Below are 25743 nucleotides of genomic sequence, written 5' to 3'. Positions count from 1 at the left end.
TCAGCTCGTGAGTTGGTTGAAGGGCACGCCGCGGTCGACGCGCGCCTCCTGCGGCAGGCCGAGCACACGCTCAGCGATGGTGTTGCGCAATATCTCGTCGGTGCCGCCAGCGATGCGCAAGCCAGCCGAATAGAACCAAGCCTCCTGCATCGCGGCGAGGTCGGGATCACCTCCGCGGTCGTCGATGATGCCGGCGGGACCGCGCATCTCCATAGCGAAAGCGGCCATGTCCTGGATGTTGCGCGCAAGCGCCAGTTTGCCTATCGCCGCCTCGGGCCCGGGCAGGCCACCGCGCGAGAGTTGGGTGAGCATGCGATAGCGCGTGTAACGCACGCCCATGCTGCACGCATAGAGCGTGGCTATCTGAGCGCAGGCGGCGGGATCGTCGATCGGCCGCCCGCCGGTCCAGCCCGGCCGGCGGGCCATGCGCACGACGTCGTCGATAGTAATGTTGGCGATGTCGGCCTCGTTCACCGCCATCCGCTCGTTCATCAGCGTGGAGATCGCCACCTTCCAGCCGCCGCCGACGGCCCCGAGCCGCTGCGCATCAGGGATGCGCACCTCGGTGAAGAACACCTCGTTGAATGCGGCATGGCCCGAGGCCTGACGGATCGGCCGGACTTCGACGCCGGGCGACTTCATGTTGAACCAGAAATAGGAGAGGCCCGCATATTTCTCGGCTGCAGGATCGGTGCGCACCAAGATCGTCCCCCAGTCGGAGACATGCGCGCCGGTGGTCCAGACTTTCTGCCCGCTGACGATCCAGCCGTCGCCGTCGCGCACCGCGCGAGTGCGGACATTGGCGAGATCGGAGCCCGCCGACGGCTCGGAGAAGAGCTGGCACCAGATCTCCTCGCCGCGCAGCGCCGGGCGGACGAAGCGTTCGGCGACCTGCGGCTCTGCCCACTGCATCATCGTCGGAATGCACATGCCGAGGCTGATGCCGAACGGATCGGGTGGCAGCGCGAAGCGTCGCTGCTCCTCCTCGAAGATCACCTCGTCCATCGCGGTGCCACCGCGACCACCGTGCGCCTCGGGCCAGCTGATCCGAGCATAGCGCGCCTCGGCCTTTGCGGTCTGCCAACGCCGGGCGAGCGGCAGCAGCGCGAAGCCCTCGGCATCGCTTTCTCCCGCCGGCGGCGCATAGCGCGGCGCATGCGTTTGCAGCCACTCCCGCGCTTCGCGGCGAAACCGCGCTTCCTCGGCCGTGTCCTCGAAATCCATCAGGCCACCCCTTCCCTGTCGAGCGCCGCGGCAAGCCGGCGATGCCAGGTCTCGACCGGCTCGAGAATCTGCGCCAGCACGCGCGAGCGGCGATAATGGAGGTGGCAATCCGCCTCCCAGGTGAAACCGATGCCGCCGTGCAGCTGGATATTCTCGCGCGCGGCCAGCTCATAGGCGGCGGTCGCCGAGACCCGCGCGGTCGCCGCGGCAAGCGCCAGTTCCGGCGCATCCGCCGAGAGCGCCCAGGCCGCATAATAGGCATTGGAGCGGGCAAGCTGGTTCGCGACATAGATGTCGGCCAACCGATGCTTCACCGCCTGATAGCTGCCGACCACCCGTCCGAACGTCCGCCGCTCGCGCACATAGCCCAGCGCCATGTCGAGGCAGGCATCAGCGCCGCCCAGCTGCTCGAACGCCACGAGCACCGCCGCGCGCGCCAGGATGCGTTCCGCATCGATCATCTGCAGCGGCTCGGTCTCGACACGATCGAAGGCGATCGTCGCACAAGGCAGGCTCTGGTCGATCGTGCGTACGGCGGTGCGCACGACACCGGCCTGTCCGAGGTCGACGATCCACGCGCCGTCACGACCGGCCACCACCGCGATGGACGCCTCGGCACCGAACGGCGCCAGGGTCGCGGGCAAGGTCAGCCTGTTTCCGGTGGCCGTGGCTGAAACGCTTGCGCCGACGATCGCCGTCCCGACGATCTCGCCCAAGGCGATCCGCGGCAGCCAGCGCGCCTTCTGCGCTTCCGAACCACCAGTCGCGATCGCCTCGGCGGCGAGATAGATTGAGGGCAGCATTGGCAGCGGCGCCATGGCGCGCCCGACCTCCTCGGCCAAGGCACAGAGCGCGACATGACCGAAACCCAGCCCGCCATGCGCTTCCGGGATGGCGATGGCCGGCCATCCGAGCGCGGAAACTTCGGTCCAGAGCGCAGCCGCCCTGTCCCGCCCCTCGCCCTCGAGCAGCGCCCTGATCAGCGACGGCGGCGCCCGCTCCGCAAGCAGGCGGCGCGCCTGCTCGGCCAGTGCGCATTCTTCTTCGGAATAGTCGAAGTTCATCGCCGCGGGCTCAATAATAGATCCGCCCGCCATCGACCGATAAAGTCGTGCCGGTGACGAAGGAGGATTCAAGGCTGGTGAGGAACAGGATCGCCTCGACGATCTCGTCCGGGCGCCCCATCCGCCGCAGGGCGTAACGCGATTCGACGCGCTTGATCGCCTCGGGATCGGTGAAAGTATTGCGCACCATCGGCGTATCGACGGCACCGGGCGAGACGATGTTGCAGCGGATGCGCGGTGCCAGCTCCATCGCCAGCACCTTGGTGAAGGCATGGACCGCCGCCTTCGACGCGGCATAGGCCGCACGCCCGCTGAGCGGCGAAAGCGCGACGGCCGAGCCGAGATTGACGATCGTTGCCTCGTCGTTGCGCCGCAGATAAGGCAAGGCGGCCTGGCAGGTCAGGAAGACGCTGGTCGCATTGCCGTCCACCGCCCAGTGCCAGTCCTCGGCACTGGTCTCGGCAAACGGCTTGGAGAGGCTGACGCCGGCATTGCAGACGATTCCGTTCAGCCCGTTCAGCCGGCGGAAGGCCTCGTCCACCGCGGCGCGCGTCGCTTCGGCATCGGTGAGGTTCACGGCGATCGCTTCGCCGCCGGTCTCGGCCGCGACCGCATCGACCGCCTCCTGCTCGAGACCGAGGATGGCGACCCGCGCGCCCTCCTTCACAAAGCGCCGTGCGGTCGCCGCCCCGATCCCCGAGCCGCCGCCGGTGATCAGTATCTTCCGGCCGGCCAGCCGCCCGACCGATCTCTTCCCGGCCTTCATGGCCTTGCTCATCCCGCCAGCGCGTCCAGCACCTGCTCGGTCGATCGGACGCGGCCCATCCGCCCGAACAGCGCGAAGCTGCCCTTATGCGCATCGGCATTCAACGCCGCGGTCGCATCCTCGACGAAGATCTGATCGAAACCGCGCTCGAACGCGTCCCGCGCGGTTGATTCCACGCCGATATTAGTGGCGATGCCGGTGAGGATGATCGTTCTGATCCCGCGGCGGCGCAGCTGCAGCTCCAGGTCGGTGCCGTAGAAGGCGCCCCATTGCCGCTTGGTCACGATGATGTCGCTGTCCTTGATGCCGAGCTTGGGAACCAGCTCGGCCCAGTAGCTCGGCTTCGGTGCTGGTGCCGGCGGGACGATGTCCGTGGTCGGTGCGAGGGCGTCGGCGCCGTCATCGCTGTTGGTCACGCGCACGAAGATGATCGTGCCGCCCGCCGCACGCAGCGCCTTGGCGATCTGGGCGGTATGCGCGACGACATCCGCCGAGCCGTAGGGCACCGTCTCCAGATTGACGATTCCGTGCTGCAGATCGATCGCCACCAGGGCGGTCGTAACGGGATCGAAGCTAATATCGGGCATCATCTCGTCTCCGGTCTTCTCGTTTCGCCGCCCTCAGGCGGCCGCACATTCCAGTCTGGCCGCGACGATCGCGGGATCATAGGGTCTGATCGCATCGAACCGCTCCTGCCGCACTAGCGTCGGCCAATCCGGATTGGAGAGGATGATGCGGCCAAGCGCTACCAGATCGAAATCGCCGCGCTCGAACATCTGGACGAGTCGGGACAGGTTCTCGGTCGAAACCTCGACACCATTGCTCTCGCTGACCTTGCCGACGTGGAGCGGGCTTTCGAGGCCGACCGAGCCGACCGTCATGCTGGCCTTGCCGGTGACCCTCTTCGCCCAACCGGCGAGATTCATATCGCTGCCCTCAAACTCAGGAACCCAGAAGCGCCGGGTGGAGGCATCGAAAATGTCCACCCCCGCATCGGCGAGCGGGCAGAGCCAGGCCTCGAGCTCTGTCGGATCGCGCGCCACCTTGGCATCGAACTTCAGCCCCTTCCATTGGGAGAAGCGGAACATGATCGGAAAGTCCGGCGCGGTCCGCCGCCGGATCTCGGCCACCATCTCCACCGCGAAGCGCACCCGATTCTCGATCGGACCTCCGTAGCGATCGGCCCGCTTGTTGGTCGGCGGCCAGAAGAACTGGTCGGGCAGATAGCCATGCGCACCGTGGATCTCGATACCATCGAAGCCGATCGATCGAGCATTCGCGGCGGCAGTGGCATAGGCATCGATCACATCGGCGATGTCCTCCTCGGTCATCACCCGCACCGGCGCCTCACCGATCGCCGAGGGCGCGATCGAGGGCATCTGCGGATTGAGCGTCTCCTCGCGACTCCGATAAAGGCCGGTATGCCAGAGTTGCGCGAAGATCGCGCCGCCGTTCGCATGCACCGCGCGCGCAGTCTCCTGCCAGCCAGCCAGGCTGTCGCCGTAGAAATTGGGAATGGTGCTGGTGGCGTGCGCTACCGGATGCGGAATCGCCGTGCCCTCGGTCACCACCAGGGCACAGCCGCCGGCTGCCCGCCTTGCATAATAAGCCGGCGCCTCGGGGTTGAGCAGATTGCCGGGCGACATGTCGCGCGTCATCGGCGACATCACGAAGCGATTTGCCAGCCGCAGCGATCCGCACGTGAACGATGTGTAGAGCGCCTCCAGCGAAAGTCCTGATGTCGCCATAGCGTCCTGCATCCCGGTCTCCGGCGGATCCGCATGAATCGCGCCTTGCATTGCTTGATCTTAATTGCTCTTTGCATGCAATCTAGCTGGCCGGCAAGTCGTTTCCCACATCATCCTATTTTCCGTGCCACCCCAGCGCCGCTGCGCTCGACCGGCCCAGAGCTGCATCAGCCGGCATCGAAATTAGCCCGCTTCGTCACCGAAAAACCTTTTTCCGTGACCCGCGCTTGCACTGACAGTAAGATCGGCCTATTCATATTGCATGCAATGAAGGGATGATATGTCCGAACTTAACGAGCCATCCTATCCGGAAATTCGCGAAGCGGTCCGCCGGCTGTGTGCCGACTTTCCGGGCGAATATTGGCAGCGGCTGGACCGCGACCGGACCTATCCGACCGAATTCGTCCGTACGCTGACCGAAGCGGGTTTCCTGTCGGTGCTCATCCCGGAGGAGTTTGGCGGTTCGGGCCTCGGACTCGGCGCCGCAACCGCCGTGCTGGAGGAGATCCACCGCTCCGGCTGCAACGGCGGCGCATGCCATGCGCAGATGTACACGATGGGCACCGTGCTCAAGCATGGCACGCCTGCCCAGAAGGCGGATTATCTACCCAAGGTTGCCTCGGGCGAGTTGCGGCTGCAGGCGTTCGGCGTCACCGAGCCGACCAGCGGCACCGACACCACTCGCATCCGGACGTTCGCGAAGCGAGCCGGCGACAAATATGTCGTCAGCGGCCAGAAGATCTGGATCAGCCGCGCTGAGCATTCGGACCTCATGGTGCTGCTGGTGCGCACGACACCGCGCGAAGAGGTGAAGAAGACGTCGGACGGCATTTCCGTTCTGCTCGTCGACATGCGTGAAGCGGTCGGCAATGGCCTCACCATCCGACCGATCCGTACGATGCTCAATCACGCGACCACCGAGCTGTTTTTCGACGATCTCGAGGTTCCCGTCGAGAACCTGGTGGGCGAGGAAGGCAAGGGCTTCCGCTACATCCTCGACGGCATGAATGCCGAGCGCATCCTGATCGCCAGCGAATGCATCGGCGATGGCCGCTTCTTCATCGATCGCGCCTCGGCCTATGCGAAGGACCGCATGGTGTTCGGCCGCTCGATCGGGCAGAATCAGGGTATCCAATTTCCGATCGCGCGTGCCTATGTGGCACTCTCCGCCGCTGCCGAGATGGTGGGCAAGGCGGCGCGGATGTTCGACGAAGGCCTGCCCTGCGGCACGGAGGCGAACATGGCCAAGATGCTGGCCTCCGAAGCGAGCTGGTATGCTGCCGACATGTGCGTCCAGACGCATGGCGGCTTCGGCTTTGCCGAGGAATATGACGTCGAGCGCAAATTCCGTGAGACGCGGCTCTACCAAGTGGCACCGATCTCGACCAACCTCATCCTGAGCCATGTCGCAACGCATGTGCTCGGCCTACCGAAAAGCTTCTGATGGAAGACTTTTCCGCCTGGGTCGGGCGAACCGAGGAAACGGAAGACGTGATGGCGGCCGCGCCGCTGGCCGGCCTTGCCGCGCTGCTCGACCGAGAGCCCTGGACCGGTGAGGCCCCGCCCCTCGCCCACTGGCTGTGTTTCCTGCCGCAGACCCGGCAATCGCGGATCGACCGCGACGGCCATCCGGAGCGCGGCGGCTTGCTGCCGCCGATCACGCTGCCGCGACGGATGTGGGCGGGCGGCAAACTCCGCTTCCATGCGCCAATCGCGATCGGCGCCCCGCTGGTCCGGCGCTCGAGCATCGCCGCGATCACGCCCAAGCGCGGCGCGAGCGGCGACCTGCTGTTCGTCACGCTGCGCCACGAGATTGCCGCCGCCGGCGTGGCCTCGATCAGCGAGGAACAGGTTCTCGTGTATCGCGAGGCCGCCACGTCCGCGCCCATGTCCGGGCAGGTGCCGACCGAAGCGCCACGGCCAAGCGATGATACCACCAGGATCGTACCCGATTCGGTCATGCTGTTCCGTTTTTCCGCCCTAACCTTCAATGCGCACCGCATTCACTATGATCGAGATTATGCGCGGGACGAGGAAGGCTATCCCGGCCTCGTCGTCCACGGCCCGCTGCAGGCGATGCTGCTGATGCACCATTTTCTGGCGACCGCGCCCGACCGGCGGGTGCAGAGCTTCTCGTTCCGCGCCCAGCGGCCGCTGTTCGATACCGATGTCTTCGATCTATGCCGAGCGGGAGCGGACCTCTGGACACGCGACGCATCCGGGGTGACGGGCATGACTGCCCGGATCGGCGCGGCGTGATCGATTGCGGCGGCCGGGTCGCGCTGGTCACCGGCGCGGGCCAGGGAATTGGCCGCGCAATCGCCCTCTCCCTCGCGCGCTGCGGCGCCAGCGGCATAGCGGTCAACGATTTCCATGCCCGACGCGCCGCCGCGGTCGCGGCCGAGATCGAAGCCGCGGGCATCCGAGCCATCGCGGTCACCGCCGACGTGACGGACTCCGGCGCCGTCGAGGCGATGATGGCGCAGGTCGGCGCCACGCTGGGCAGGATCGGCATCCTGATCAACAACGCCGGTAATGCCGGACCGCTGGCCCGGCCCGAGCCCGGCGACCGCCCTTTCTGGGAGCTGCCGGCCGATGACTGGCAACGCTGGTTCGCGGTCAACCTGTTCGGCGTGATGCACTGTTGCCGCGCCGCGATCCCGCAGATGATCGCACGCGGCGGCGACGGCCGGATTGTGACGATCCTGTCCGAGGCCGGCCGAATGGGCGAGCCCCGGCTCGAAGCCTATAGCGGCGCCAAGGCCGGCGCCGCCGGCTTTCTGCGAGCATTGGCCCGCTCGGTCGGCCGCCACGGCATCACTGTCAACATGGTCTCGCTCGGCGCCACCATGACGCCAACCTCGGCCGAGGCTTTCGCGGACGACGCGTTCCGCGAGAAGATCCTAAACAGCTATGTGATCCGGCGGCTCGGCACGCCCGACGATGCGGCGGCGATGGCGTGCTTCCTGGCATCCGATGCCGCGGGCTGGATCACCGGCCAGACGATCGCGGTGAACGGCGGCTATTCGTTCACCTTGTAACCGTCCGGTCCGGTTGGAGCAAAGTCGGGAACCTGCTTCATCAATGTGACGAAGAAACTACCTCACGCCGTTCAACCCGACGCCACATCCAGATGCCCCGAGCGCTCAAGCGAAATGTCGAATGCCCGCGTATCGCCTTCGCTCGCGAAGGTGCCCATCCGGATCTTGTGGAACAGCCAGTTGCCGTCGTCCTGCCGCGTGAGCCAGCCTTCCCACGGCATCTGCTTGTTGCAATGGATGTTGACGCTCGGAGTGCGGTTGCCTCCGATGTTGCGCCGCTCATCGCCTTTCTCCTGAATATAATGACAGGCATAGAGCTTGGTCTCGACATGCGCGGTGTCGCCATGGACGGTAATCAGATGATTGGTGCTGATATGCACCGTGACGTCGAATCCCGGAAGGAAGCGTGCCGGCCCAAGGCCCAGCACATAGTCCTCCGGCATGAGCTCGCGATCCACGCCGAGCTGCCAAGCCTCCATGTGGAAGGGCCGCGTCAGCACAGACATCACGAGATCGAAGTCGCGCGTATCCAGACCCTTCATGTAGCGATAGACCTGATCGGAGATGATTGCTCGATCGATGAGCGTCTCGGCCGTGATCGCCGGCGCGCTCCGCTTCATTTGACGCTGTACCCGCCGTCGACCGGCATGATCAGGCCGGTGGTGAAGGACGCGCCTTCCGAGCAGAGCCAAGCGGCCGCACTGGCGATCTCCTCCGGTAGGCCGATCCGCTCCATGGTGTTCGCCTTGAAGTAGAAGGCTGCGGCCTCGGGCTCGAGCTGATCGAGGAAGCCGGTCATGGCCGTCTTCACCAGACCGGGACAGATCGCATTGACCCGCACCCCCTGCGTGCCGAAATCATAGGCGGCGGTCTTGGTCAGCCCGATCACGCCATGCTTGGCCGCCACATAGCCGGATGCGAACGGCACCGCACGGATGCCTGCGCCCGACGCGACATTAACCACCGAGCCGCCGCCGCTCTTCAGCATTGCGGCGATCTGATATTTCATCGAGAGAAAGATGCCGCGCAGGTTGATCGCGACGATGCGATCAAAATAGTCGGCTTCCATGTCGACCACGGTGCAGGGCTGGTTCTGGTAGATACCGGCGCTGTTGATCGCGAAATCGAGGCGGCCGAAGCGACCAACCGCAAGGTCGACCGCCGCTTTCACATCGGCCTCGCGCGAGACATCGCCGGCGTGGAAGGCCACTTCATGGCCCGCCGCCCGCAGTGCCTCCGCCTTCGCGCGGCAGGTCTCGGGATTGTTGCCGATGATCACCACCTTCGCGCCGCCCTCGGCGAAACGCCAGGCGACCGCCTCGCCAATGCCCGAATTGCCGCCAGTGACGATCGCTACCTTACCTTCGAATTCCATCTCGTCTCTCCGCTGTCTTGTAATCGAACGTGGGGCGAACCCACCACCGTTCGGACTGGGTCTGTCGGAGCCTTTGCTTCCGTCGTCATTCCTTGATCGGACAGACGAAGACAGGAGAGGCATTGACGGTCTCGGCCCGAACGGAGCCGGAGCCGGCCTGCCTCACGCACACTTCAACGCACGCTCGTCGTCCTCCTGCCACATCGCCGCGGTGCCGTTGCCGTAGACCACCTCCAACGGCCCGTCCGAGATGTCGATCCGATACAGGCGCCTCACGATCCGCCAGCCCTCGGTCGTGCGTCGCCAGAAGTCGTTGTAATTGCCCCATTGCAGCAGCGTCTTGCCGGTGAGTACGCCGACGCCGGCATGGGCGGCGAAAAAATAGGCCTCGCTCTCGGCCGCATCGCCGTCGACGTCGATCCGCAGATTGGCGAGATGATGCTGGGTGGCGCCGCACAGCGATTCGCTCACCAGATGGGCGTCGATACGCGCGATCACATTGTCGAGCCCCTGCTCAGACGTACCCTTGCCATAATCCCAGAAGATCTCCCGGTCGAACACCTCGGGCATCCGGCTCAGATCCTTGGTATCCACGATACGGCACCACAGCCCCAGCTTGTCCGCGATCGCTTTGTGGTCCCAGAAGACCTGCATTGCATCCGTGCCCATCGACCTCTCCTTGATGAGAATCGATGATTGCATGCAATTTTTTCGATGTCTATAAGCTTTGGTAGAATATGGGCCCAAGCCGACAGCACAAGCCCAGGCTTTACATGCACGCGGTGAGATTCCGCTGGAGACAAGAATGCGGCGAGCGGCCATCGTCAGCCCCCTGCGTACGCCGGTCGGGCGCTTCCTCGGCGCTCTGACCCCGCTACCCGCCGAGGGGCTTGCGGCGCATGTCATTACCGCGCTGGTCGATCGCAGCGGGATCGATCCGACGCGCATCGACGACGTCGTCTTCGCGCAGAGCTATGCCAACAGCGAGGCGCCCTGCATCGGCCGCTGGGCGGCGCTGGCCGCCGGCCTGCCGATTGCGGTGCCCGGCTTCCAGATCGACCGGCGCTGCGGCGGCGGGCTGCAGGCGGTGATGACCGCGGCGATGATGGTTCAGTCCGGCGCGGCCGACGTCGTGCTGGCCGGTGGCGTCGAGAGCATGAGCAACATCGAATATTATACGACCTCGATGCGCGGCGGCGCGCGCGCGGGCACGGTGCAGCTCTACGACCGGCTCGATCGCGGGCGCGAGCGATCCCAGCCGGTCGAGCGGTTCGGCGTCATCTCCGGGATGATCGAAACCGCGGAGACTCTCGCACAGGACTACGGCGTCGAGCGCGAGGCGGCCGACGCCTTCGCAGTAGAGAGCCAGCGCCGCGCCGCGCGTGCCTGGGCGGACGGACGCTTCGCCGACGAGATCGTGCCCGTGCCGGTGCCGCAGAAGAAGGGCGATCCGATCCTGTTCGATCGCGACGAGGGCGTCCGCGGCGACACCGATATGGCGACGCTCGCCCGCCTCCGCCCGCTGATCGCCGGCGGCACGGTCACCGCCGGCAACAGTAGCCAGCAGAATGACGCCGCCGCGGCCTGCCTGGTGGTCGCGGAGGACCGGCTGACCGAACTCGGGCTGGAGCCGATGGCCTGGTGCCTCGGTTGGGCGGCGTCCGGCTGCGATCCCGCACGGATGGGCATCGGCCCAGTGCCCGCCGTCGAGCGATTGTTCGCGCGCACCGGCATGGGCTGGGACCAGATCGACCTGATCGAGATCAACGAGGCATTCGCCGTCCAGGTGCTTGCCGTGATGAAGGGCTGGAGCTTCGCGGACCACGATCGGATCAACGTCAACGGTTCGGGCATCTCGCTCGGCCACCCGATCGGCGCGACCGGCGTGCGCATCCTCGCCACCATGCTTCACGAGCTGGCGCGCCGCGGCGGGCGCTATGCGCTCGAGACAATGTGCATTGGCGGCGGCCAGGGCATCGCCGCCCTGTTCGAGCGGCCATGACCGACGCCCTGCTCGCGGAATTCACGCCGGGAAAGACGATCTACCTGCCGGGCGCCACCGGCGAGATCGTCGCGCTCACCGAGCGGCTGGCCGCCGATCCCGGACGGATGGCAGGCGTTCACATCGTCGGCTGCCCGCTGCCCGGCATCAACGGCTTCGACTATGCCGCGCTGGCGCCCGATGCGCGGCAAACCGTCTTCCTGCTTCCGCCTGCGCTGCGCACTTCATTCGATGCCGGAAAGGTCCGGCTGCACCCCTTGCCCTATAGCGGCATCGCGGCGTGGCTGGAGCACGAGGCCGATCTCGATACCGCCTTCACGCATGTCGCGCCGCCGAATGCAGCGGGCCGATGCTCCTTCGGCATCGCCGCCGATTTCTCACCGATCGCCTGGGCCCGCGCCCGTCGGCGGGTCGCTATCGTCAATTCAGCCATGCCGGCGATACCCGGCCCGTCGATCGCGCTCGCAGAGGCCGACGCGGTCTACACGCTCGACGCCCCTCTCCTGACCGTCGATGGCGGCAAGCCGGCCCCGGACATCCGCGCGATCACCACGCGCGCCGCCGCCCTGATTCCGGACGGCGCCGCGATCCAGATCGGGATCGGCGGAGCGCCGGGCGCGCTATGGCCGGCGCTCGCCGGCCATAGCGACCTGCGGCTGCGCTCGGGCCTCGTCGGCGCCGCCTTCCGTCCGCTCGCCGAGGCCGGCGTGTGGCGCGAGGCTGCAGGCCATGTCGCCGGCATCGCCGCTGGCGACGAGTCCTTCTATCGCTGGCTCGCCGACTGGGGCGGTCTCCACCTCGCCGACGCCCGCACCACTCACAACGCGGGCACGCTCCAGCTCGAGGATCGCTTCTTCGCGATCAATTCCGCGCTGGAGGTCGATCTGTTCGGGCAGGCGAATCTCGAATGGCAATCGGGCCGCCTGAACAGCGGGGTCGGCGGCGCGCCCGATTTCGCGCGCGCCGCGATGCGCTCGCCGGGTGGGCTCTCGATGATCCTGATGCCGGCGACGGCGCGCGGCGGCACGGTCTCGCGCATCGTGCCGCGGATCGAGGCGCCTTCGGTCTCGCTGGCGCGCACCGACGTCGACGCCGTCGTCACCGAGCATGGCGTCGCGATGCTGCGTAATGCCTCGCTCGACGAGCGGGCGGAAGCGTTGATCGCGATCGCCGCCGAACCCGCCAGGGACAGTCTTTCCCGCGCGTGGCATAGCCTGCGCCGGTCTATGTGAACGCGGCACACGCCGCATCGAGGGAGCAGGAAATGGTGGAAGTGACGTTCGTGACCCACAAGGGCGAGAAGAGAACGGTTGAGGGCCATGAGGGTGACAGCGTCATGCAGGTGGCGCTGAACAACGGCGTCGCCGGCATCCTGGCCGATTGCGGCGGTGCGCTCTCCTGCGCCACCTGTCATGTCCACATCGCGCCCGAGTGGATCGAGAAGGTCGGCCGCCCGGGCGTCGAGGAGGAAACGATGCTGGAGATGGCGGTAGATCCCGACGAGACCAGCCGCCTGTCCTGCCAGATCCCCCTGACCGGCGCGCTGAACGGTCTGGTGATCAACCTGCCCGCCTCGCAGCTCTGAAACGGATCATGCATATGTCGGGATTGCTCGCAGGCAAGGTCATCGCCGTTACCGGCGCGGGACGCGGCATCGGACGCGCGATCGCGATGGAATGCGCTGCAGAGGGCGCCGCGGTCGTCATCAACGATTTTGGCGGCTCACTCGGCGGCGAAGGCATCGATGCGGGGCCCGCCGCCGAAGCGGTCGCCAAGATAGCCGCTTCGGGCGGCCGGGCTGTGGCGAATGTCGCCAATGTCGCCGATCCCGCAGGCGCGCGATCGATCGTCGACGATGCCATCCGCACATTCGGACGGATTGACGGCATCATCAATAACGCCGGCATCTCGCGCGACGCCATGTTCCACAAGATGAGCGCGATCGACTGGCAGGCGGTGCTCGACGTCCACCTCGGCGGCAGCTTTCATCTTTCGCGCGCCGCCGCGCCGCATTTCCGCGAGCAGGGCGGCGGAGCCTTCGTGCACATGACGTCGACCTCCGGACTGATCGGCAATGTCGGCCAGTCCAACTATTCGGCGGCCAAGATGGGCGTAATCGGCCTTTCCAACTCGATCGCGCTCGACATGAAACGCTTCGGCGTGCGCTCCAACTGCGTCGCACCCTTCGCCTGGAGCCGGATGACCGCCAGCATCCCGGCGGAAACGGAGGCGCAGAAGGAACGGATCGAGCGACTCAAGACAATGACGCCGGAGACGGTGGCGCCGATCGTCGCCTATCTCTGCTCCGATGCGGCTGCGGATGTAACCGGTCAGATCTTCTGCGTCCGGCGCAACGAGGTATTCCTGTTCTCGCCCCCGCGTCCGGTGCGCTCGGTCCATCGCCAGCAAGGCTGGACGCCAGCGACGATCGCGGATGAATTGATGCCGGCGATGCGGCCGAACCTGTTTCCGCTGCAGGTATCGGCGGACGTTTTCGCATGGGATCCGATTTGAGACGCCGTTCGATGCATTGAGTCTTCTCCCGCGCTTGCGGGAGAGGACCTATCCGGCAATCATGAGCCTACGTCAGGAGGACGTCGCAAGCCGACATCATCCGGCCATGAGCGCGCCCGTCTCGTCGAGCGGCATGTGCGGGCTCCAGACGACTTCCCAGCTATTTCCCTCGGGATCGGCGAAATAGCCGGTGTAGAGCCCCTCGTCGCGATCGCGAATGCCGCTCGTTCCCCGTGCGCCAGCGGCGAGCGCGCGGGCGTAGATAGCGTCGACTGCCTCCTTCGATTCGACGAAGACCGCCGGCGAGCTGCGCGATCCCGTGCTCAATGCCTCGCCGCGTTCCGCGGCCAGATAGTCGCCGTTCAGGAACACGAGCACCGAGTGGCCGACCGTGTACATCGCGACATCGCCGAATGTCGCCCCCCCCAGGGCGTCCAGCCGAGCCCCTGCTCGTAGAGGGCACGCAGCGCCGGCACGTCCTGGGCACCGGTCATGACCATGCTGACGCGCTGGTCCATCGCGCCCTCCCCCTCAGCGCTCGAAGACGAGATGCAGTTCCTCCACCCCGAACACCGCCCCGCCCACGGTCCGGAACGGCGCCCCCTCCTTCAGCCGGAACGTCGGCAGCCGATCGAAGATCTCGTTCATCGCCACCACGAATTCGCGCCGCGCAAGGTGCGATCCCAGGCAACGGTGCGGCCCGTATGAAAAAGCGACATGCCGGTTGGCGGGCCGATCGAGGATGAAGGTGCGCGGATCCTGGAACTCGGCAGGATCGAGGCTGGCGTTGAAGGTTGGCACCGTCATCCAGTCGCCCTTCTTGAGCGTTACGCCGGCAATCTCGGTATCCTGCACCACGCGGCGGTGGTTGATGACGATCGAGTAGAGCCGCATGAACTCCTCGACCGCGGTCGGGATAAGGCTACGATCGGCGCGCAGCTGCGCCTGCAACTCGGGATGCGTCGCCAGATAGTGATAATGGAAGCCGAGCGACGAGGCGACCGTATCCAGCCCCGCGATGAACATCAGGAAGCAGATCCCGATCACCTCGTCGTCGGTCAGCGCGCGTCCGTCGACCTGCGAATGGGTCGCCCAACTGATCAGGTCGGTGCCGGGGTTGGCGCGCCTATCCTTGATAGCATTGCGCAGATAACCGACAATGTTGGCAGCCGCACGTTTGCGGTCCTCCAGACTGAAGCTCTTGAGCAGTCCCGCCTCCCACTCGAGGAACTGCGGCATCTCTTCAAGAGGCAGGCCCAGCAGTTGCAGGAACACGGAAACCGGGAAGGGCTGTGCAAACGCGCCGATGAACTCGACCTCATCCGCATCTGCAAACCGATCGACCAGGCTCGTCGCGGCAAGCCGTACGCCGGTTTCGAGCTTGCCGACCTCCTTAGGCGAGAACAGCGGATTGAGAAGCGCGCGAAACGGCGCATGATGAGGCGGATCGAGCTCTACCGGAATCAGATCCCAGGCTTCGTCGATCAGCGCGGAGAAGCCGATGCCGCCGCTACTGGAGAACAGCTCCGGGGTCTGCAGCACGTAGCGGATGTCCTCGGCACGCGTCACGACCCAGCAGCCCGGCAAAAGGTAATGGGTCGGAGAATAGAAGATCCGCGGCCCGGTCGTCTGCCAGGCGACGGCGCCGAACGGGTCGGTCGCGAAGCCCGGGCCGCTGTGGAAATCGGACTCGATAACCAGATCAGCGGGCACATGTGGCGGCACCGTTCGGGTCGCTTCCATCGCAAGCGCAGCATCGGCCATTTTCAGCAACTCCCGATCGTCTGTATCGCCGGAGACAGGGCCGGCCTTTCCCGCCGCTTTCTACACGCCGAGCAGTTTGCATGCAATATGGCAGATACACGCGATCACATCAAATCCGCCGCCGCCCGACTAGAAACGGCACGAGACATTCCACATCGGTGACCGTGGCCAGGATCGGCAGGGTGTATTCTAGTGAATGGCGGTGCGTTTCCGGCGTTCCGCCTGCCACGCAGTCCGCCGGGATCACCACCGAGAAACCGCGGTTCACCGCCTCGATCGCCGTGCCGATCAGGGCGATATTGGTCGAGACGCCGGTCAGCAGGAGGGTTTCGACACCAAGCCCGCGCAGGATCGACTCCAGTTCGGTGCCGTGGAAGGCGGTGATACCGTGCATCCGGTCGGAGACGATATCCGCCGGATCGGCGCCAAGCGCGCGGTGCAGCCAGGATTCAGGCCGATCGCGCCGGAGCAGCGGATTGCGCTTCATGATCGCCTGCAGCGGCGAGCAGGCAGGGAAGGCGTACGCATCGGGCAACAGCCGCACGGTGCAGTGAACTACCGGAATGGCAGCAGCCCGACATAGAGCGGCCAGCCCGGCAATCCGCGGCAGCACGCCTCGCTGCTCGACGTCCTCGGCCAACCCCTTGAACATCGCGATCGCCGGGTCGACGATCGCCGACTGGCATTCGGACGTCACCAGCGCCAGCCGCTCGCCGCGATCGATGCCCTTCAGTTTCGCTTTGGCCATATCCGCTCCGATCGTCCACGCCGCATCCATAGAGCCGGCTTGATTGCATGCAAAGTGAATGATAGCTCTGCGGACGAGAGCGGGATCGCAGGATCGCGTCAGGAGAGACGATGAACACGCACAGTTCGATGAGCAGCCTCGCGCCGATCCCGGATCATGTGCCGCCCCATCTGGTGCGCGACATCGACATATTCGGGCTGAAGCCGGTCGATGGCGACATCCATCTCGCATGGCATGCGCTGCACGACGGGCCCGACATCTTCTACACGCCGCGCAACGGCGGCCACTGGGTGTTCACCCGCGCGGAGGACATCCAGGAGGCCTATCGCAACCACGGCCTGTTCTCGAGCCGGATCGTGGCGGTGCCCTTCGTCGACACCGGCTTCCGCTTCGCGCCGGCCGAATATGATCCGCCCGAGGTCAACGAATATCGCAATGCGCTCGCCCCGGCGTTCTCGCCCAAGGCGCTGAAGCGCTACGACGAGATCGTCGGTGAGCTCTGCGCCGAGCTGATCGAGGGCTTCCTCGCCGACGGCGAATGCGAGTTCCAGAGCGCCGTCGCCCAGCGTCTCCCGATCGGCGTCTTCCTTGGCATGATGGATTTCCCGATGGAGGATGCCGCAATGCTCCTCCCGCTGGTCGAAGACCAGACGCGCAGTCCCAATCCGGCGGCCGTGCAGGCCTCGATGGACGCGATGATCGCCTATCTGGGCGGGAAGATCGCCGAACGGCGCCGCAATCCCGGCGAGGACCTGACGAGCAAGGTGATCGCCAGCACCATCCACGGCCGACCCGCGACCGAGCAAGAGGTGTTCAGCATGTGCATCAACCTGATGTTCGCAGGGCTGGATACGGTCGTCGCCGAGCTTGGCTTCTCGATGCGCTTCCTCGCGACCCACCCGGAGCATCAGCGCCAGCTCGCCGAGCAGCCGGAGATGATCCCCGACGCGACCGAGGAGCTGCTGCGCTATCACGGCATCACCAATCTCGCCCGCATGGTACGCGACGACATGGACTATAAAGGCGTGCGGATGGGCGCGGGCGAGCCGGTCGTCCTTTCGACCACCCTGTTCGGGCTCGACGAGCGCCAGTTCCCTGAACCGACCCGGATCGATTTCCGCCGCGAAAACAAGACGCACCTGATCTTCGGCAGCGGCCCGCACCGCTGCCTTGGCTCGCATCTCGCCCGGCTGGAACTGCGCAAGTTCCTGGAGGCCTGGTTCACGCGCATACCCTCCTTCTCACTCAAGCCAGGCGTGGAGGTGGTCGCGGAATCCGGCAAGAACAACGCGATGATCACACTTTCGCTCTGTTGGCCACGGTGAGCGGGTCGAACGCGATGCCCGGTTCTCGATCCGCAAGCGGCGAACGCCGGGGGACCGAGCCCATTACAGCGCTGACGGTCGAGCCCAAGCCGCCAGCACAGGGCACACTCTCTTCGTAAGCCACGCCTACCAGCTTCGCCATAGAAGGCGCGTCGATCGGATCTCGCGCAATCGTGAGCGCTCTTGTCTAGGGTCAGAACTCATTGGTCATATCCAGAAGATGACGGTGGCGGCGAGCGCGATGGCGGAGAAGAACGTGGTCGGGCATCGATCGTAACGCGTGGCGACCCGACGCCAATCCTTCAAACGGCCGAACATGATCTCGATGCGGTTGCGACGGCGATAGCGGCGTTTGTCGTATTTGATGGGCTCGTTGCGGGATTTTCGGCCTGGGATGCAGGGTTCTCCAAGGCATCCCTGAACCAGTCGGCATCGTAGCCACGGTCGGCGAGCAGCCATTGCGCCTTGGGCAGTTCGTCGAGCAGGGCCGCTGCGCCGATATAATCGCTGATCTGACCGGCGGTCATGAAGAAGCTCAAAGAGCGACCGTTCGCATCGGTAACCGCATGGAGCTTCGTATTCATGCCGCCTTTGGTGCGGCCGATCAGGCGTCCGAGGTCCCTCTTTTTATCGCGAGGCTTGATGCCGTGCGGTGCGCCTTCAGATAGGTCGCGTCGATCATAACCGTCTTCCGATCGGCGCCTGCGAAGGACAATCCTTCCATCATCCGGGTGAAGACACCCATCTGGCCCAAGCGCTTCCAGCGGTTGTACAGCGTCTTGTGCGGCCCATAATCTTTCGGCGCGTCCCGCCAGCGCAGCCCGTTGCGATCACGAAGATGATCCCGCTCAACACCCGCCGATCGTCAACCCGCGGCCTGCCATGGCTCTTCGGGAAATACGGCTCGAGCCGCGCCATCTGCTCGTCGGTCAGCCAGTAGAGATCGCTCACATCCAGTCTCCTTGCGGAGCCTGAATCAGATCGCGCCTCTCACATCAATGGGTCCTGACCCTAGCAACCCCAGATTCTACCAATTCAAAAACTGACCTGATTACGGTCGTATCGCTCACGAGCGGACCGCGAACACGCGCTGCGCTGCCATGAAAGGGATTTCGGTCGCGCTTTCAATCCCATGGTAATCGGGCATACGCAGCGGCTCGTTCAGGTACCAGTGCGGAGCGCGTCGGGTTCATGCCTCGCCGCTCCGCTTCTTCGAGATAATCGGATCATCACGCGGCGGTGCTGGAGATAGCGAGCGGAATTGCAGGCCGCGCGCACGCCGCGCGGTTGATGGGCGAGTTGATGCTCGATCCAGTCAGCCTGAAATTGTCCGCTTTCGTTGAGTACTGTGCTGGCGAGATCGCGAAAGCCGTGGACCGTCGCCTTGCCGCGCATGCCCATCCGGTACAGGATATCGAGCATGCGGTTCTCGCTGATCACCTCCGAACGGGCGCTCGCCATTGGAAAGAGGTAACGGGCCGCATATTACCCGTTTTCCGAAAGACGTTCAGACCATGAAGTTCCCTCAAGATCGGGATAGCTTGGGACGATAGCGGCACGAGATGCTCCGAGCGCATTTTCATCCGCTCGGCGGGAATGCGCCAGAGCGGCTTGGCACCATCGAGATCCTCGAACTCGGACCACTCAGCAAACAGCGTTTCCTGCGATCGGACCATCGTCATGATCGTCCAACGCACAGCGAGATGGCTCAGCCTTTCTCCACCGTCGGCGTTCAGTTGCGCAAAAAACCGGGAAGCTCCTTTGCGGCTACCTTGGACATATGCCGCACGGGTGTGGGGCGCGCCATTGTGGGGGAGAGGTCGCGGCACGGATCGCTGTCACAACGTCCGTCTGGAATGGCGTAGCGGAAGATCTCGCTGCAGTGATTTTTGACCCGATGAGCCATCTCGACGGAGCCGCTTTGCTGGATTTCGCGCAGCGCCTCGAGCATCTGCCGCGGCGTGATGTCCCTGATCGGTTCGTTGCCGATCACGGGGAAGATATCCCCTTCGAGACGCCGCATGATGACACCGGCATATCTGGCAGTCCAGCCGGCGCGGCGCGTGCCGTGCCATTCCCGCGCTACCGCCTCGAAGGTCGCCCCCGTAGCGGCAGCGGGTGGTTCGGCGTCACCATCAAGGATACCATGCGGCCGCGCAGTGGGCTTCATTCCCAAGATCAGCTGTGCCTTTACGGCTGCGCGCCAATCCCTGGCTTCCCGCAAGCTCACGTCAGGAGAGGCCGCCGCTCAGGAACCGCTGTTTGCCGTTCACCCTGACCGCGAGTCCCCAGGATTTTTCTCCGTTTGGTCTAACCGAGATGAAGAGGCCGCCTCCATCTGCTTTTTTATAAGCTGTTGGCTTGGGCTGGAGGGCCCTGAGACTGATATCGGTCAGCATCGCGTGTCTGCCTGGCTCGCCAAACTGTTGGTTTGGTGTTGGTTCGGAAATCGTTGAACAAACAAATAGCCGACAACAGCAACGCGCTGCAAGGCAAGCCTCTGAGCCGCACTGAGACACTAAGTCATTGATTTAGTTAAAAGACGAGGGGCGCACCGATCCATTCCGAGCACCTCTGGGATGGCCTGAAAATGGGTCGATGGTCGGGGAGACAGGATTCGAACCTGCGACCCTCTGCTCCCAAAGCAGATGCGCTACCAGACTGCGCTACTCCCCGACTGGAGCATCGCCTTAGTTTCCTCCGGCCGATGCCGCAACCCGGCCAGGCATGCATTATAAAAGGGCGCCAATCCATCTAGGAATGACGCCCTTGTTCTTGTCTATCCGTAAGCGATCACACCTTGTTGATCGCTCCCTTTACGGCACCTTTGGCTTTCTGCACGTCGCCCTTCGCCTCCTGGGCATCGCCTTCCGCCACGATATCGGGGCGATCCATAGCGTCGCCGATCGCGCGCTTCGCCTTGCCGACGGCCTCGTTCGCATGGCCTTTCAGCTTGTCCATCATCTCGCCCATCGCTGGTCTCCTTCGCTGCCGGCGCGGCCCACGCCGCACCCGTTGGAATTGCCAGATAAACGAGCGGGAAAGCGGCCTGGTTCCGCTGCTCGCCTCAATCGGCTTGGCACGCGCAGCGACAATGTGTCCGGGACGGCGGCAAGGAGCAGGATCGAACTGGTCGATGCGGCGAGCGAGAAGGGCGTTTGCGATCCGATGGCGAACGCCGCACCGCCTGCGCCGGTGGTAAACATCCAGACCACCAAATGCCATCAGCATCATCGGCGCCTGGCCGGCGCCAGCCAGGATTCAGATGGTCCCGCAGCTTATGGAAGAATTGGGTGCTCGCGCAGACGAGCCCGGCATAGCCGGCCCGATCCGTCTCATGCCCCTGCCGCTTGCGAAGAAGATCCTGCCCTCCGCGCCATCGGATTCAGATGAGGCCGGCAAGCGGGCTGGAGGGATCGGCGTAGCGGCGCTTGCCCATCCGGCCTGCGCGATAGGCAAGGCGTCCGGCCGCCACCGCAGCCTTCATGGCGCTCGCCATCATCACCGGATCCTTCGCCTCGGCGATCGCGGTATTCATCAGCACGCCGTCGCAACCGAGTTCCATCGCCGCCGCCGCATCCGACGCGGTACCGACGCCGGCATCGACCAGCACGGGCACCTTGGCCCCTTCTACCATCAGCCGGATCATCACCGGATTCTGGATACCGAGGCCCGATCCGATCGGCGCGCCGAGTGGCATGATCGCGACCGCGCCGGCATCCTCGAGCCGCTTGGCCGCGATCGGATCGTCGGCGCAATAGACCATCGGCTCGAACCCTTCCTTGGCAAGGATCTCCGTGGCGCGCAGCGTCTCGACCATGTCGGGATAGAGCGTCTTGGCCTCACCCAGCACCTCGAGCTTGACGAGCGTCCAGCCGCCCGCCTCGCGCGCCAGGCGCAGCGTGCGGATCGCATCCTCCGCCGTGAAGCAGCCGGCAGTGTTGGGCAGATAGGTGATCTTCTTCGGATCGATGAAATCGGTGAGCATCGGCGCCTTGGGATCGGCGATGTTCACGCGCCGCACGGCGACGGTGACGATCTCCGCGCCGGAGGCTTCGACCGCAGCGGCGTTCTGCGCGAAATCCCGGTATTTGCCGGTGCCGACGATCAGCCGGGAGTGGAACGTCTTGCCGGCAACGGTCCAGCTGTCGTCCACGACGGGTGCGGGATGGTCACCGCCGCCGACGAAATGCACGATCTCCAGATCATCGCCATCCTCGGCCAGCACCTGATCGAGCGTCGAACGCGGCACCACCTCGAGATTGCGCTCTACGGCCACCTTGGCCGGATCGAGGCCGAGCTCCTCGGCGAGGGCAGCCAGGGTCAGCCCCTGCGGCACGCGGCGATGCTCGCCATTCACCGTGAGCATGATCGTGCCGTCCGTCGTCATCGTCCTGAACCCTTGTCTGCTGCCTTTGCGCGAACGCGCATGGCGCCATATAGGGATCGGCCAAGCGACGCCGCAACCGAAAGGCACCCGATGGCCGATACCGTCTTCGTCCTCAACGGCCCGAACCTCAACCTTCTGGGTCTGCGCGAGCCCGAAATCTACGGCCATGACACGCTCGACGACATTGCCGGCCGGCTGGAGGATCAGGCGCGCACGCTCGGCCTCGTCATCGATATGCGCCAGTCCAACCATGAAGGCCATCTCGTCGATTGGCTGCACGAGGCCAATGCCGCCGGCGCCAGGGCGGTGCTGCTCAATGCCGGCGCCTTCACCCATACGTCGCTAGCGCTTTACGATGCGATCAAAGCGATCACGGTGCCGGTGATCGAGGTGCATCTGTCCAATCCGCACAGGCGCGAGGAATTTCGCCACAGGAGCTTCGTTGGACAGGCTGCAAAAGGAACAATCGCCGGCTTCGGGGCGCTATCCTATGCCCTCGCGCTGGACGCGGCGGCAAAGCTCTGACATGGGCGCCCCGACATCAACAACAAAGGGTCACTGATGAGCGACAAGAACGGCAGCGCGATGCAGGTCGATCCCGATCTCGTCCGTCAACTCGCCACTCTGCTCGACGATACGCGGCTGACCGAGATCGAGGTGCAGGATGGCGATCGCCGCATTCGCGTCGTGCGCAACATTTCGGTGCCCGCCCAGACGCTGTCCGTAGCCGCAGCGCCGGTTGCGGCCGCGCCCGTAGCCGTTGCCGCGCCGCAGGCCGCGCCGGTTGAAATTGCCAGCGCGGAGCATCCGGGAGCGGTCAAGTCGCCCATGGTCGGTACCGCCTATCTGGCCGCCGAACCGGGCGCCAAGCCCTTCGTCCAGCCCGGCGACAAGGTCGCTGCCGGCGTGACGCTGCTCATCGTCGAGGCGATGAAGGTGATGAACCCGATCGTGTCCCCACGCGGCGGCACGGTGAAGGCGGTGCTGGTCGATAATGGCCAGCCCGTGGAGTATGATCAGCCGCTCGTCATCGTCGAGTAAGGCACGCGCATGGCCATCCAGAAAGTCCTGATCGCCAATCGCGGCGAGATCGCGCTCCGTATCCACCGCGCCTGCCATGAAATGGGCATCAAGACGGTGGCGGTGCACAGCACCGCCGACGCTGACGCAATGCATGTCCGCCTTGCGGACCAGGCCGTCTGCATCGGCCCGCCACCCGCGACGGAAAGCTATCTCAACATCCCGAACATCATCTCCGCCGCGGAGATCACCGGCGCTGACGCGATCCATCCTGGCTATGGCTTTCTCAGTGAAAACGCCCGCTTCGCGGAGATCGTCGAGAGCCACAACATCATCTGGATCGGCCCCAAGCCCGAACATATCCGGACGATGGGCGACAAGATCCAGGCGAAGACGACCGCCGCTGCGCTCGGCCTGCCGCTGGTCCCCGGGTCCGATGGACCGCTGACCGATCTGGACGAGGCGAAGCGTGTCGCCGCCGAAATCGGCTACCCCGTGCTGATCAAGGCCGCGTCGGGCGGCGGCGGCCGCGGCATGAAGGTGGTCCCGAGCGAGGATCAGCTCGAGACGCTGATGGCGCAGGCCGGCAGCGAGGCCAGGGCGGCGTTCGGTGACGCCACCGTCTATATGGAGAAATATCTCGGCGATCCGCGCCATATCGAGTTCCAGATCTTCGGCGACGGCAACGGCAACGCCATCCATCTCGGCGAGCGCGACTGCTCGTTGCAGCGCCGCCACCAGAAGGTGCTGGAAGAGGCGCCCTCTCCCGTGATCAGCGCCGAGCAGCGCTCGGAGATGGGCGGCATCGTCGCCAAGGCGATGGCGGAAATGGGCTATCGCGGCGCCGGCACGATCGAGTTCCTTTACGAGAACGGCCGCTTCTACTTCATCGAGATGAACACCCGCCTGCAGGTGGAGCATCCGGTGACCGAGGCGATCACCGGCCTCGATCTCGTGCGCGAACAGATCCGTATCGCGGAAGGCCATCCGCTGACCCTCCGCCAGGAGGACGTCCAATTTCGCGGCCATGCGATCGAATGCCGCATCAATGCCGAGGATCCGCGGACCTTCGCGCCCTCCCCCGGCCTGGTGAAGCAGTTCCACGCGCCCGGCGGCATGCATGTGCGCGTCGATAGCGGCCTCTACGCCGGCTATCGGGTGCCGCCTTATTATGACAGCATGATCGCCAAGCTGATCGTCTACGGCACCACCCGCCAGGGCGCGCTCCGCCGCCTGCGACGTGCGCTGGAGGAATTCGTGATCGAGGGCGTGACGACGACGATCCCGCTGCATCAGGCGCTGCTCGACGATCCCGAATTCCAGGCCGGCGACTATACGATCAAGTGGCTCGAGGCCTGGCTGGCCAAGCAGGGGGCGTAACGCCTTTCCTTCATCCTCCCCCGCAGGGCAGGGTTATCGCATATTGCCAGCTGGGCGGATGCGGGCGTTTCTCATCCCCCCATCTTCGATGGGGAGGATGGAGGGCAGTGTTCATATGCGATAGCCCTCCCCAGAGGGGGAGGATGATTCTTGTTCTTGATTTGTTCCGACGGAACGCTATCCTTCCCGGATGCGCTCCAAGCCTTCCCCAGCCCGCGGCGCGACGCAGAACGCAACGAGCGGCCGCTTCAATCTTCCGCTCGCCGAGGCCGATGGCGACTGGCTGGATGCACGCGAGGAGATTGATGGTGCCGCGCCGCCGCTGCGCACCACCGTCACCGTCGAACGCCCGCGGACGATCATCGCGCGCAACCAGTCGCCCGACATCGGTTTCGATCGCTCGATCAATCCCTATAGGGGGTGCGAGCATGGCTGCATCTACTGCTTCGCCCGTCCGACCCATGCCTTTCACGACCTGTCGCCCGGCATCGATTTCGAATCGAAGCTGTTCGCCAAGCCCGACGCCGCAACGCTGCTGCGCGCCGAACTGGCCAAGCCCGGCTATGTCGTCTCGTCCATGGCGCTCGGCACCAACACCGATCCCTATCAGCCGATCGAGGAACATTGGGAGATCACCCGATCGGTGCTGCAGGTTCTGGCGGAAACCGGGCATCCGCTGACCATCACCACCAAATCGGACCGGGTGACGCGCGACATCGATATATTGGCGCCGATGGCGAGGCAGCAGCTGTGCGCCGTGGCGGTATCGATCACCTCGCTCACCCCCGCTATCGCACGCACCCTGGAACCCCGGGCACCGCGGCCGGAAAAAAGGTTGGCGGCGGTGCGCAGGCTGCGCGAGGCAGGGATTCCGGCCTATGTCTCGATTGCGCCGATCGTACCGGCGATCACCGATCACGATCTCGAACATCTGGTCGAGGCGGCGGCCGACGCCGGCGCGATCGGCGCTTTCTACATTCCGGTGCGGCTGCCGCATGAGGTGGCGCCGCTGTTCCGCGCCTGGCTGGACACGCACTTCCCGGACCGAGCGGGCAAGGTCATGGGCATGATCCGCTCGATCCGCGGCGGGCGCGACAATGATCCCAATTTCCACAGCCGGATGCGCGGCGAAGGCCCCTGGTACGACCTGATCCGCACCCGCTTCCAGATCGCGTGCAAGCGCTACGGCCTGAAGAACGAGCGCATTCGCCTGCGCACCGACTTGTTCCGCGCGCCGCCGGGCCCACAGCTCAGCCTTTTTTAGCCACGCCGCGCGGATAGGGCCGGAAAAGAACGGACGGATCATTTCGGCGGCGCGACAGCAGATGCGTTGGGCTACAGGCCCCGTTGATAGCCTCACCGCTCGCCCGATGGGCGAACGG

Annotated in this window: 28 protein-coding genes, 1 tRNA gene and 1 pseudogene; 12 read left to right on the top strand and 18 right to left on the bottom strand. The window is 65.1% G+C overall.

Annotated elements, in window-relative coordinates:
- From GQY20_RS20100 to GQY20_RS20080, 5 genes are read right to left on the bottom strand one after another with little or no spacing between them, the layout of a single operon-like run.
- Positions 1-1224 (bottom strand): acyl-CoA dehydrogenase family protein, encoded by a 1224-nt coding sequence (locus tag GQY20_RS20100; protein WP_157218921.1) that lies wholly within the window; start codon positions 1222-1224, stop codon positions 1-3.
- Positions 1224-2288: an acyl-CoA dehydrogenase family protein gene (locus GQY20_RS20095; protein ID WP_198351074.1), complete on the bottom strand. Its 1065-nt coding sequence runs from the start codon at positions 2286-2288 to the stop codon at positions 1224-1226. Before GQY20_RS20095 ends, GQY20_RS20100 begins: the two co-directional genes overlap by 1 nt.
- A 10-nt stretch (positions 2289-2298) precedes the next feature.
- A complete protein-coding gene (locus GQY20_RS20090; protein WP_157218919.1) occupies positions 2299-3054 on the bottom strand; it encodes an SDR family NAD(P)-dependent oxidoreductase in 756 nt (251 codons plus the stop codon).
- Between the two features lie 8 nt (positions 3055-3062).
- Positions 3063-3641, bottom strand: coding sequence for a hydrolase (locus GQY20_RS20085; RefSeq protein ID WP_157219019.1), 579 nt, complete (start codon positions 3639-3641; stop codon positions 3063-3065).
- Positions 3642-3674: 33 nt separating this feature from the next.
- The gene (locus tag GQY20_RS20080) at positions 3675-4814 is read right to left on the bottom strand and encodes an oxidoreductase (RefSeq protein ID WP_232476167.1); all 1140 of its coding nucleotides are present in this window, start codon (positions 4812-4814) and stop codon (positions 3675-3677) included.
- Positions 4815-5082: 268 nt separating this feature from the next.
- Here GQY20_RS20080 and GQY20_RS20075 point away from each other — a divergent pair, with 268 nt between their 5' ends.
- The 3 genes from GQY20_RS20075 to GQY20_RS20065 are packed head-to-tail and all read left to right on the top strand — an operon-like array spanning position 5083 to position 7843.
- Positions 5083-6246 carry an acyl-CoA dehydrogenase family protein gene (locus tag GQY20_RS20075; RefSeq protein ID WP_157218917.1) on the top strand — a complete coding sequence of 388 codons (1164 nt, stop codon included), beginning with the start codon at positions 5083-5085 and terminating at the stop codon, positions 6244-6246.
- On the top strand, positions 6246-7061 hold the full coding sequence (locus GQY20_RS20070) for an FAS1-like dehydratase domain-containing protein (RefSeq protein WP_157218916.1): 816 nt from the start codon (positions 6246-6248) through the stop codon (positions 7059-7061). Before GQY20_RS20075 ends, GQY20_RS20070 begins: the two co-directional genes overlap by 1 nt.
- Entirely contained in the window at positions 7058-7843 is a 786-nt protein-coding gene (locus GQY20_RS20065) for an SDR family NAD(P)-dependent oxidoreductase (protein WP_232476166.1), read from the top strand. Before GQY20_RS20070 ends, GQY20_RS20065 begins: the two co-directional genes overlap by 4 nt.
- 71 nt (positions 7844-7914) lie before the next feature.
- Here the strand turns inward: GQY20_RS20065 and GQY20_RS20060 are convergent, their stop codons facing one another.
- From GQY20_RS20060 to GQY20_RS20050, 3 genes are all read right to left on the bottom strand, one after another.
- Positions 7915-8463: a nuclear transport factor 2 family protein gene (locus GQY20_RS20060; protein WP_157218914.1), complete on the bottom strand. Its 549-nt coding sequence runs from the start codon at positions 8461-8463 to the stop codon at positions 7915-7917.
- Positions 8460-9218, bottom strand: coding sequence for an SDR family NAD(P)-dependent oxidoreductase (locus GQY20_RS20055; RefSeq protein WP_157218913.1), 759 nt, complete (start codon positions 9216-9218; stop codon positions 8460-8462). Before GQY20_RS20055 ends, GQY20_RS20060 begins: the two co-directional genes overlap by 4 nt.
- Before the next feature lie 162 nt (positions 9219-9380).
- Positions 9381-9887, bottom strand: coding sequence for a nuclear transport factor 2 family protein (locus GQY20_RS20050; protein ID WP_157218912.1), 507 nt, complete (start codon positions 9885-9887; stop codon positions 9381-9383).
- Between the two features lie 136 nt (positions 9888-10023).
- On the opposite strand from GQY20_RS20050, the gene GQY20_RS20045 reads away from it, so the two are divergent.
- Genes GQY20_RS20045 through GQY20_RS20030 form a run of 4 tightly spaced genes read left to right on the top strand, consistent with a single transcriptional unit; the run spans position 10024 to position 13734 of the window.
- On the top strand, positions 10024-11220 hold the full coding sequence (locus tag GQY20_RS20045; protein WP_157218911.1) for an acetyl-CoA C-acetyltransferase: 1197 nt from the start codon (positions 10024-10026) through the stop codon (positions 11218-11220).
- A complete protein-coding gene (locus tag GQY20_RS20040; RefSeq protein ID WP_157218910.1) occupies positions 11217-12452 on the top strand; it encodes an acetyl-CoA hydrolase/transferase C-terminal domain-containing protein in 1236 nt (411 codons plus the stop codon). The genes GQY20_RS20045 and GQY20_RS20040 overlap by 4 nt, the downstream gene beginning before the upstream one ends.
- 32 nt (positions 12453-12484) lie before the next feature.
- On the top strand, positions 12485-12805 hold the full coding sequence (locus GQY20_RS20035; protein ID WP_157218909.1) for a 2Fe-2S iron-sulfur cluster-binding protein: 321 nt from the start codon (positions 12485-12487) through the stop codon (positions 12803-12805).
- A 14-nt stretch (positions 12806-12819) separates the two neighbouring features.
- On the top strand, positions 12820-13734 hold the full coding sequence (locus tag GQY20_RS20030) for an SDR family oxidoreductase (protein WP_157218908.1): 915 nt from the start codon (positions 12820-12822) through the stop codon (positions 13732-13734).
- A gap of 96 nt (positions 13735-13830) precedes the next feature.
- Here GQY20_RS20030 and GQY20_RS20025 read toward each other — a convergent pair whose 3' ends face one another.
- From GQY20_RS20025 to GQY20_RS20015, 3 genes are all read right to left on the bottom strand, one after another.
- Complete coding sequence (locus GQY20_RS20025) at positions 13831-14133, bottom strand: VOC family protein (RefSeq protein WP_157218907.1); 303 nt, start codon at positions 14131-14133, stop codon at positions 13831-13833.
- 132 nt (positions 14134-14265) lie between these two features.
- Positions 14266-15498: a cytochrome P450 gene (locus tag GQY20_RS20020; RefSeq protein ID WP_157218906.1), complete on the bottom strand. Its 1233-nt coding sequence runs from the start codon at positions 15496-15498 to the stop codon at positions 14266-14268.
- A 109-nt stretch (positions 15499-15607) separates the two neighbouring features.
- On the bottom strand, positions 15608-16246 hold the full coding sequence (locus GQY20_RS20015; RefSeq protein ID WP_157218905.1) for a cysteine hydrolase: 639 nt from the start codon (positions 16244-16246) through the stop codon (positions 15608-15610).
- Between the two features lie 110 nt (positions 16247-16356).
- On the opposite strand from GQY20_RS20015, the gene GQY20_RS20010 reads away from it, so the two are divergent.
- Positions 16357-17571, top strand: coding sequence for a cytochrome P450 (locus GQY20_RS20010; RefSeq protein WP_157218904.1), 1215 nt, complete (start codon positions 16357-16359; stop codon positions 17569-17571).
- Between the two features lie 207 nt (positions 17572-17778).
- Here GQY20_RS20010 and GQY20_RS32950 read toward each other — a convergent pair.
- From GQY20_RS32950 to thiS, 7 genes and pseudogenes are all read right to left on the bottom strand, one after another.
- Positions 17779-18522, bottom strand: a pseudogene (locus tag GQY20_RS32950) (IS5 family transposase).
- Positions 18523-18732: 210 nt separating this feature from the next.
- A complete protein-coding gene (locus GQY20_RS20000; protein WP_157218903.1) occupies positions 18733-18993 on the bottom strand; it encodes a hypothetical protein in 261 nt (86 codons plus the stop codon).
- A 310-nt stretch (positions 18994-19303) separates the two neighbouring features.
- On the bottom strand, positions 19304-19741 hold the full coding sequence (locus tag GQY20_RS19990) for a tyrosine-type recombinase/integrase (protein ID WP_157218901.1): 438 nt from the start codon (positions 19739-19741) through the stop codon (positions 19304-19306).
- 61 nt (positions 19742-19802) lie between these two features.
- On the bottom strand, positions 19803-19970 hold the full coding sequence (locus tag GQY20_RS19985; RefSeq protein WP_157218900.1) for an Arm DNA-binding domain-containing protein: 168 nt from the start codon (positions 19968-19970) through the stop codon (positions 19803-19805).
- A 200-nt stretch (positions 19971-20170) separates the two neighbouring features.
- A tRNA-Pro gene (locus tag GQY20_RS19980) sits at positions 20171-20247 on the bottom strand.
- A gap of 117 nt (positions 20248-20364) precedes the next feature.
- On the bottom strand, positions 20365-20802 hold the full coding sequence (locus tag GQY20_RS32945) for a CsbD family protein (protein ID WP_332836101.1): 438 nt from the start codon (positions 20800-20802) through the stop codon (positions 20365-20367).
- A 154-nt stretch (positions 20803-20956) separates the two neighbouring features.
- Positions 20957-21961: a sulfur carrier protein ThiS gene (thiS, locus tag GQY20_RS19970; RefSeq protein ID WP_157218899.1), complete on the bottom strand. Its 1005-nt coding sequence runs from the start codon at positions 21959-21961 to the stop codon at positions 20957-20959.
- Positions 21962-22051: 90 nt separating this feature from the next.
- Between thiS and aroQ the strand changes: the two genes are divergently transcribed.
- The 4 genes from aroQ (at position 22052) to GQY20_RS19950 (ending at position 25625) form a co-directional block, all read left to right on the top strand.
- A complete protein-coding gene (gene aroQ, locus GQY20_RS19965) occupies positions 22052-22486 on the top strand; it encodes a type II 3-dehydroquinate dehydratase (protein ID WP_157218898.1) in 435 nt (144 codons plus the stop codon).
- Positions 22487-22522: 36 nt separating this feature from the next.
- On the top strand, positions 22523-23002 hold the full coding sequence (accB, locus tag GQY20_RS19960) for an acetyl-CoA carboxylase biotin carboxyl carrier protein (protein WP_157218897.1): 480 nt from the start codon (positions 22523-22525) through the stop codon (positions 23000-23002).
- A gap of 9 nt (positions 23003-23011) precedes the next feature.
- Entirely contained in the window at positions 23012-24361 is a 1350-nt protein-coding gene (gene accC / locus GQY20_RS19955) for an acetyl-CoA carboxylase biotin carboxylase subunit (protein WP_157218896.1), read from the top strand.
- Between the two features lie 190 nt (positions 24362-24551).
- Positions 24552-25625 carry a PA0069 family radical SAM protein gene (locus tag GQY20_RS19950; protein WP_157218895.1) on the top strand — a complete coding sequence of 358 codons (1074 nt, stop codon included), beginning with the start codon at positions 24552-24554 and terminating at the stop codon, positions 25623-25625.
- The last annotated feature ends 118 nt before the right edge of the window (positions 25626-25743 follow it).

The organism is Flavisphingomonas formosensis (assembly GCF_009755815.1).
In the GTDB taxonomy this organism is placed as follows: domain Bacteria; phylum Pseudomonadota; class Alphaproteobacteria; order Sphingomonadales; family Sphingomonadaceae; genus Flavisphingomonas; species Flavisphingomonas formosensis.
Note: the sequence above shows the minus strand (reverse complement) of the source record. Positions and strands in the feature narration are given on the sequence as shown.

Coding starts and splice junctions, on each gene's coding strand:
- GQY20_RS20100 (WP_157218921.1), bottom strand. CDS start 1,224: ATGGATTTCGAGGACACGGCCGAGGAAGCGCGGTTTCGCCGCGAAGCG.
- GQY20_RS20095 (WP_198351074.1), bottom strand. CDS start 2,288: ATGAACTTCGACTATTCCGAAGAAGAATGCGCACTGGCCGAGCAGGCG.
- GQY20_RS20090 (WP_157218919.1), bottom strand. CDS start 3,054: ATGAAGGCCGGGAAGAGATCGGTCGGGCGGCTGGCCGGCCGGAAGATA.
- GQY20_RS20085 (WP_157219019.1), bottom strand. CDS start 3,641: ATGCCCGATATTAGCTTCGATCCCGTTACGACCGCCCTGGTGGCGATC.
- GQY20_RS20080 (WP_232476167.1), bottom strand. CDS start 4,814: ATGCAGGACGCTATGGCGACATCAGGACTTTCGCTGGAGGCGCTCTAC.
- GQY20_RS20075 (WP_157218917.1), top strand. CDS start 5,083: ATGTCCGAACTTAACGAGCCATCCTATCCGGAAATTCGCGAAGCGGTC.
- GQY20_RS20070 (WP_157218916.1), top strand. CDS start 6,246: ATGGAAGACTTTTCCGCCTGGGTCGGGCGAACCGAGGAAACGGAAGAC.
- GQY20_RS20060 (WP_157218914.1), bottom strand. CDS start 8,463: ATGAAGCGGAGCGCGCCGGCGATCACGGCCGAGACGCTCATCGATCGA.
- GQY20_RS20055 (WP_157218913.1), bottom strand. CDS start 9,218: ATGGAATTCGAAGGTAAGGTAGCGATCGTCACTGGCGGCAATTCGGGC.
- GQY20_RS20050 (WP_157218912.1), bottom strand. CDS start 9,887: ATGGGCACGGATGCAATGCAGGTCTTCTGGGACCACAAAGCGATCGCG.
- GQY20_RS20045 (WP_157218911.1), top strand. CDS start 10,024: ATGCGGCGAGCGGCCATCGTCAGCCCCCTGCGTACGCCGGTCGGGCGC.
- GQY20_RS20040 (WP_157218910.1), top strand. CDS start 11,217: ATGACCGACGCCCTGCTCGCGGAATTCACGCCGGGAAAGACGATCTAC.
- GQY20_RS20035 (WP_157218909.1), top strand. CDS start 12,485: ATGGTGGAAGTGACGTTCGTGACCCACAAGGGCGAGAAGAGAACGGTT.
- GQY20_RS20030 (WP_157218908.1), top strand. CDS start 12,820: ATGTCGGGATTGCTCGCAGGCAAGGTCATCGCCGTTACCGGCGCGGGA.
- GQY20_RS20025 (WP_157218907.1), bottom strand. CDS start 14,133: ATGTACACGGTCGGCCACTCGGTGCTCGTGTTCCTGAACGGCGACTAT.
- GQY20_RS20020 (WP_157218906.1), bottom strand. CDS start 15,498: ATGGCCGATGCTGCGCTTGCGATGGAAGCGACCCGAACGGTGCCGCCA.
- GQY20_RS20015 (WP_157218905.1), bottom strand. CDS start 16,246: ATGGCCAAAGCGAAACTGAAGGGCATCGATCGCGGCGAGCGGCTGGCG.
- GQY20_RS20010 (WP_157218904.1), top strand. CDS start 16,357: ATGAACACGCACAGTTCGATGAGCAGCCTCGCGCCGATCCCGGATCAT.
- GQY20_RS20000 (WP_157218903.1), bottom strand. CDS start 18,993: ATGCTCGATATCCTGTACCGGATGGGCATGCGCGGCAAGGCGACGGTC.
- GQY20_RS19990 (WP_157218901.1), bottom strand. CDS start 19,741: ATGAAGCCCACTGCGCGGCCGCATGGTATCCTTGATGGTGACGCCGAA.
- GQY20_RS19985 (WP_157218900.1), bottom strand. CDS start 19,970: ATGCTGACCGATATCAGTCTCAGGGCCCTCCAGCCCAAGCCAACAGCT.
- GQY20_RS32945 (WP_332836101.1), bottom strand. CDS start 20,802: ATGCTGATGGCATTTGGTGGTCTGGATGTTTACCACCGGCGCAGGCGG.
- thiS (WP_157218899.1), bottom strand. CDS start 21,961: ATGACGACGGACGGCACGATCATGCTCACGGTGAATGGCGAGCATCGC.
- aroQ (WP_157218898.1), top strand. CDS start 22,052: ATGGCCGATACCGTCTTCGTCCTCAACGGCCCGAACCTCAACCTTCTG.
- accB (WP_157218897.1), top strand. CDS start 22,523: ATGAGCGACAAGAACGGCAGCGCGATGCAGGTCGATCCCGATCTCGTC.
- accC (WP_157218896.1), top strand. CDS start 23,012: ATGGCCATCCAGAAAGTCCTGATCGCCAATCGCGGCGAGATCGCGCTC.
- GQY20_RS19950 (WP_157218895.1), top strand. CDS start 24,552: ATGCGCTCCAAGCCTTCCCCAGCCCGCGGCGCGACGCAGAACGCAACG.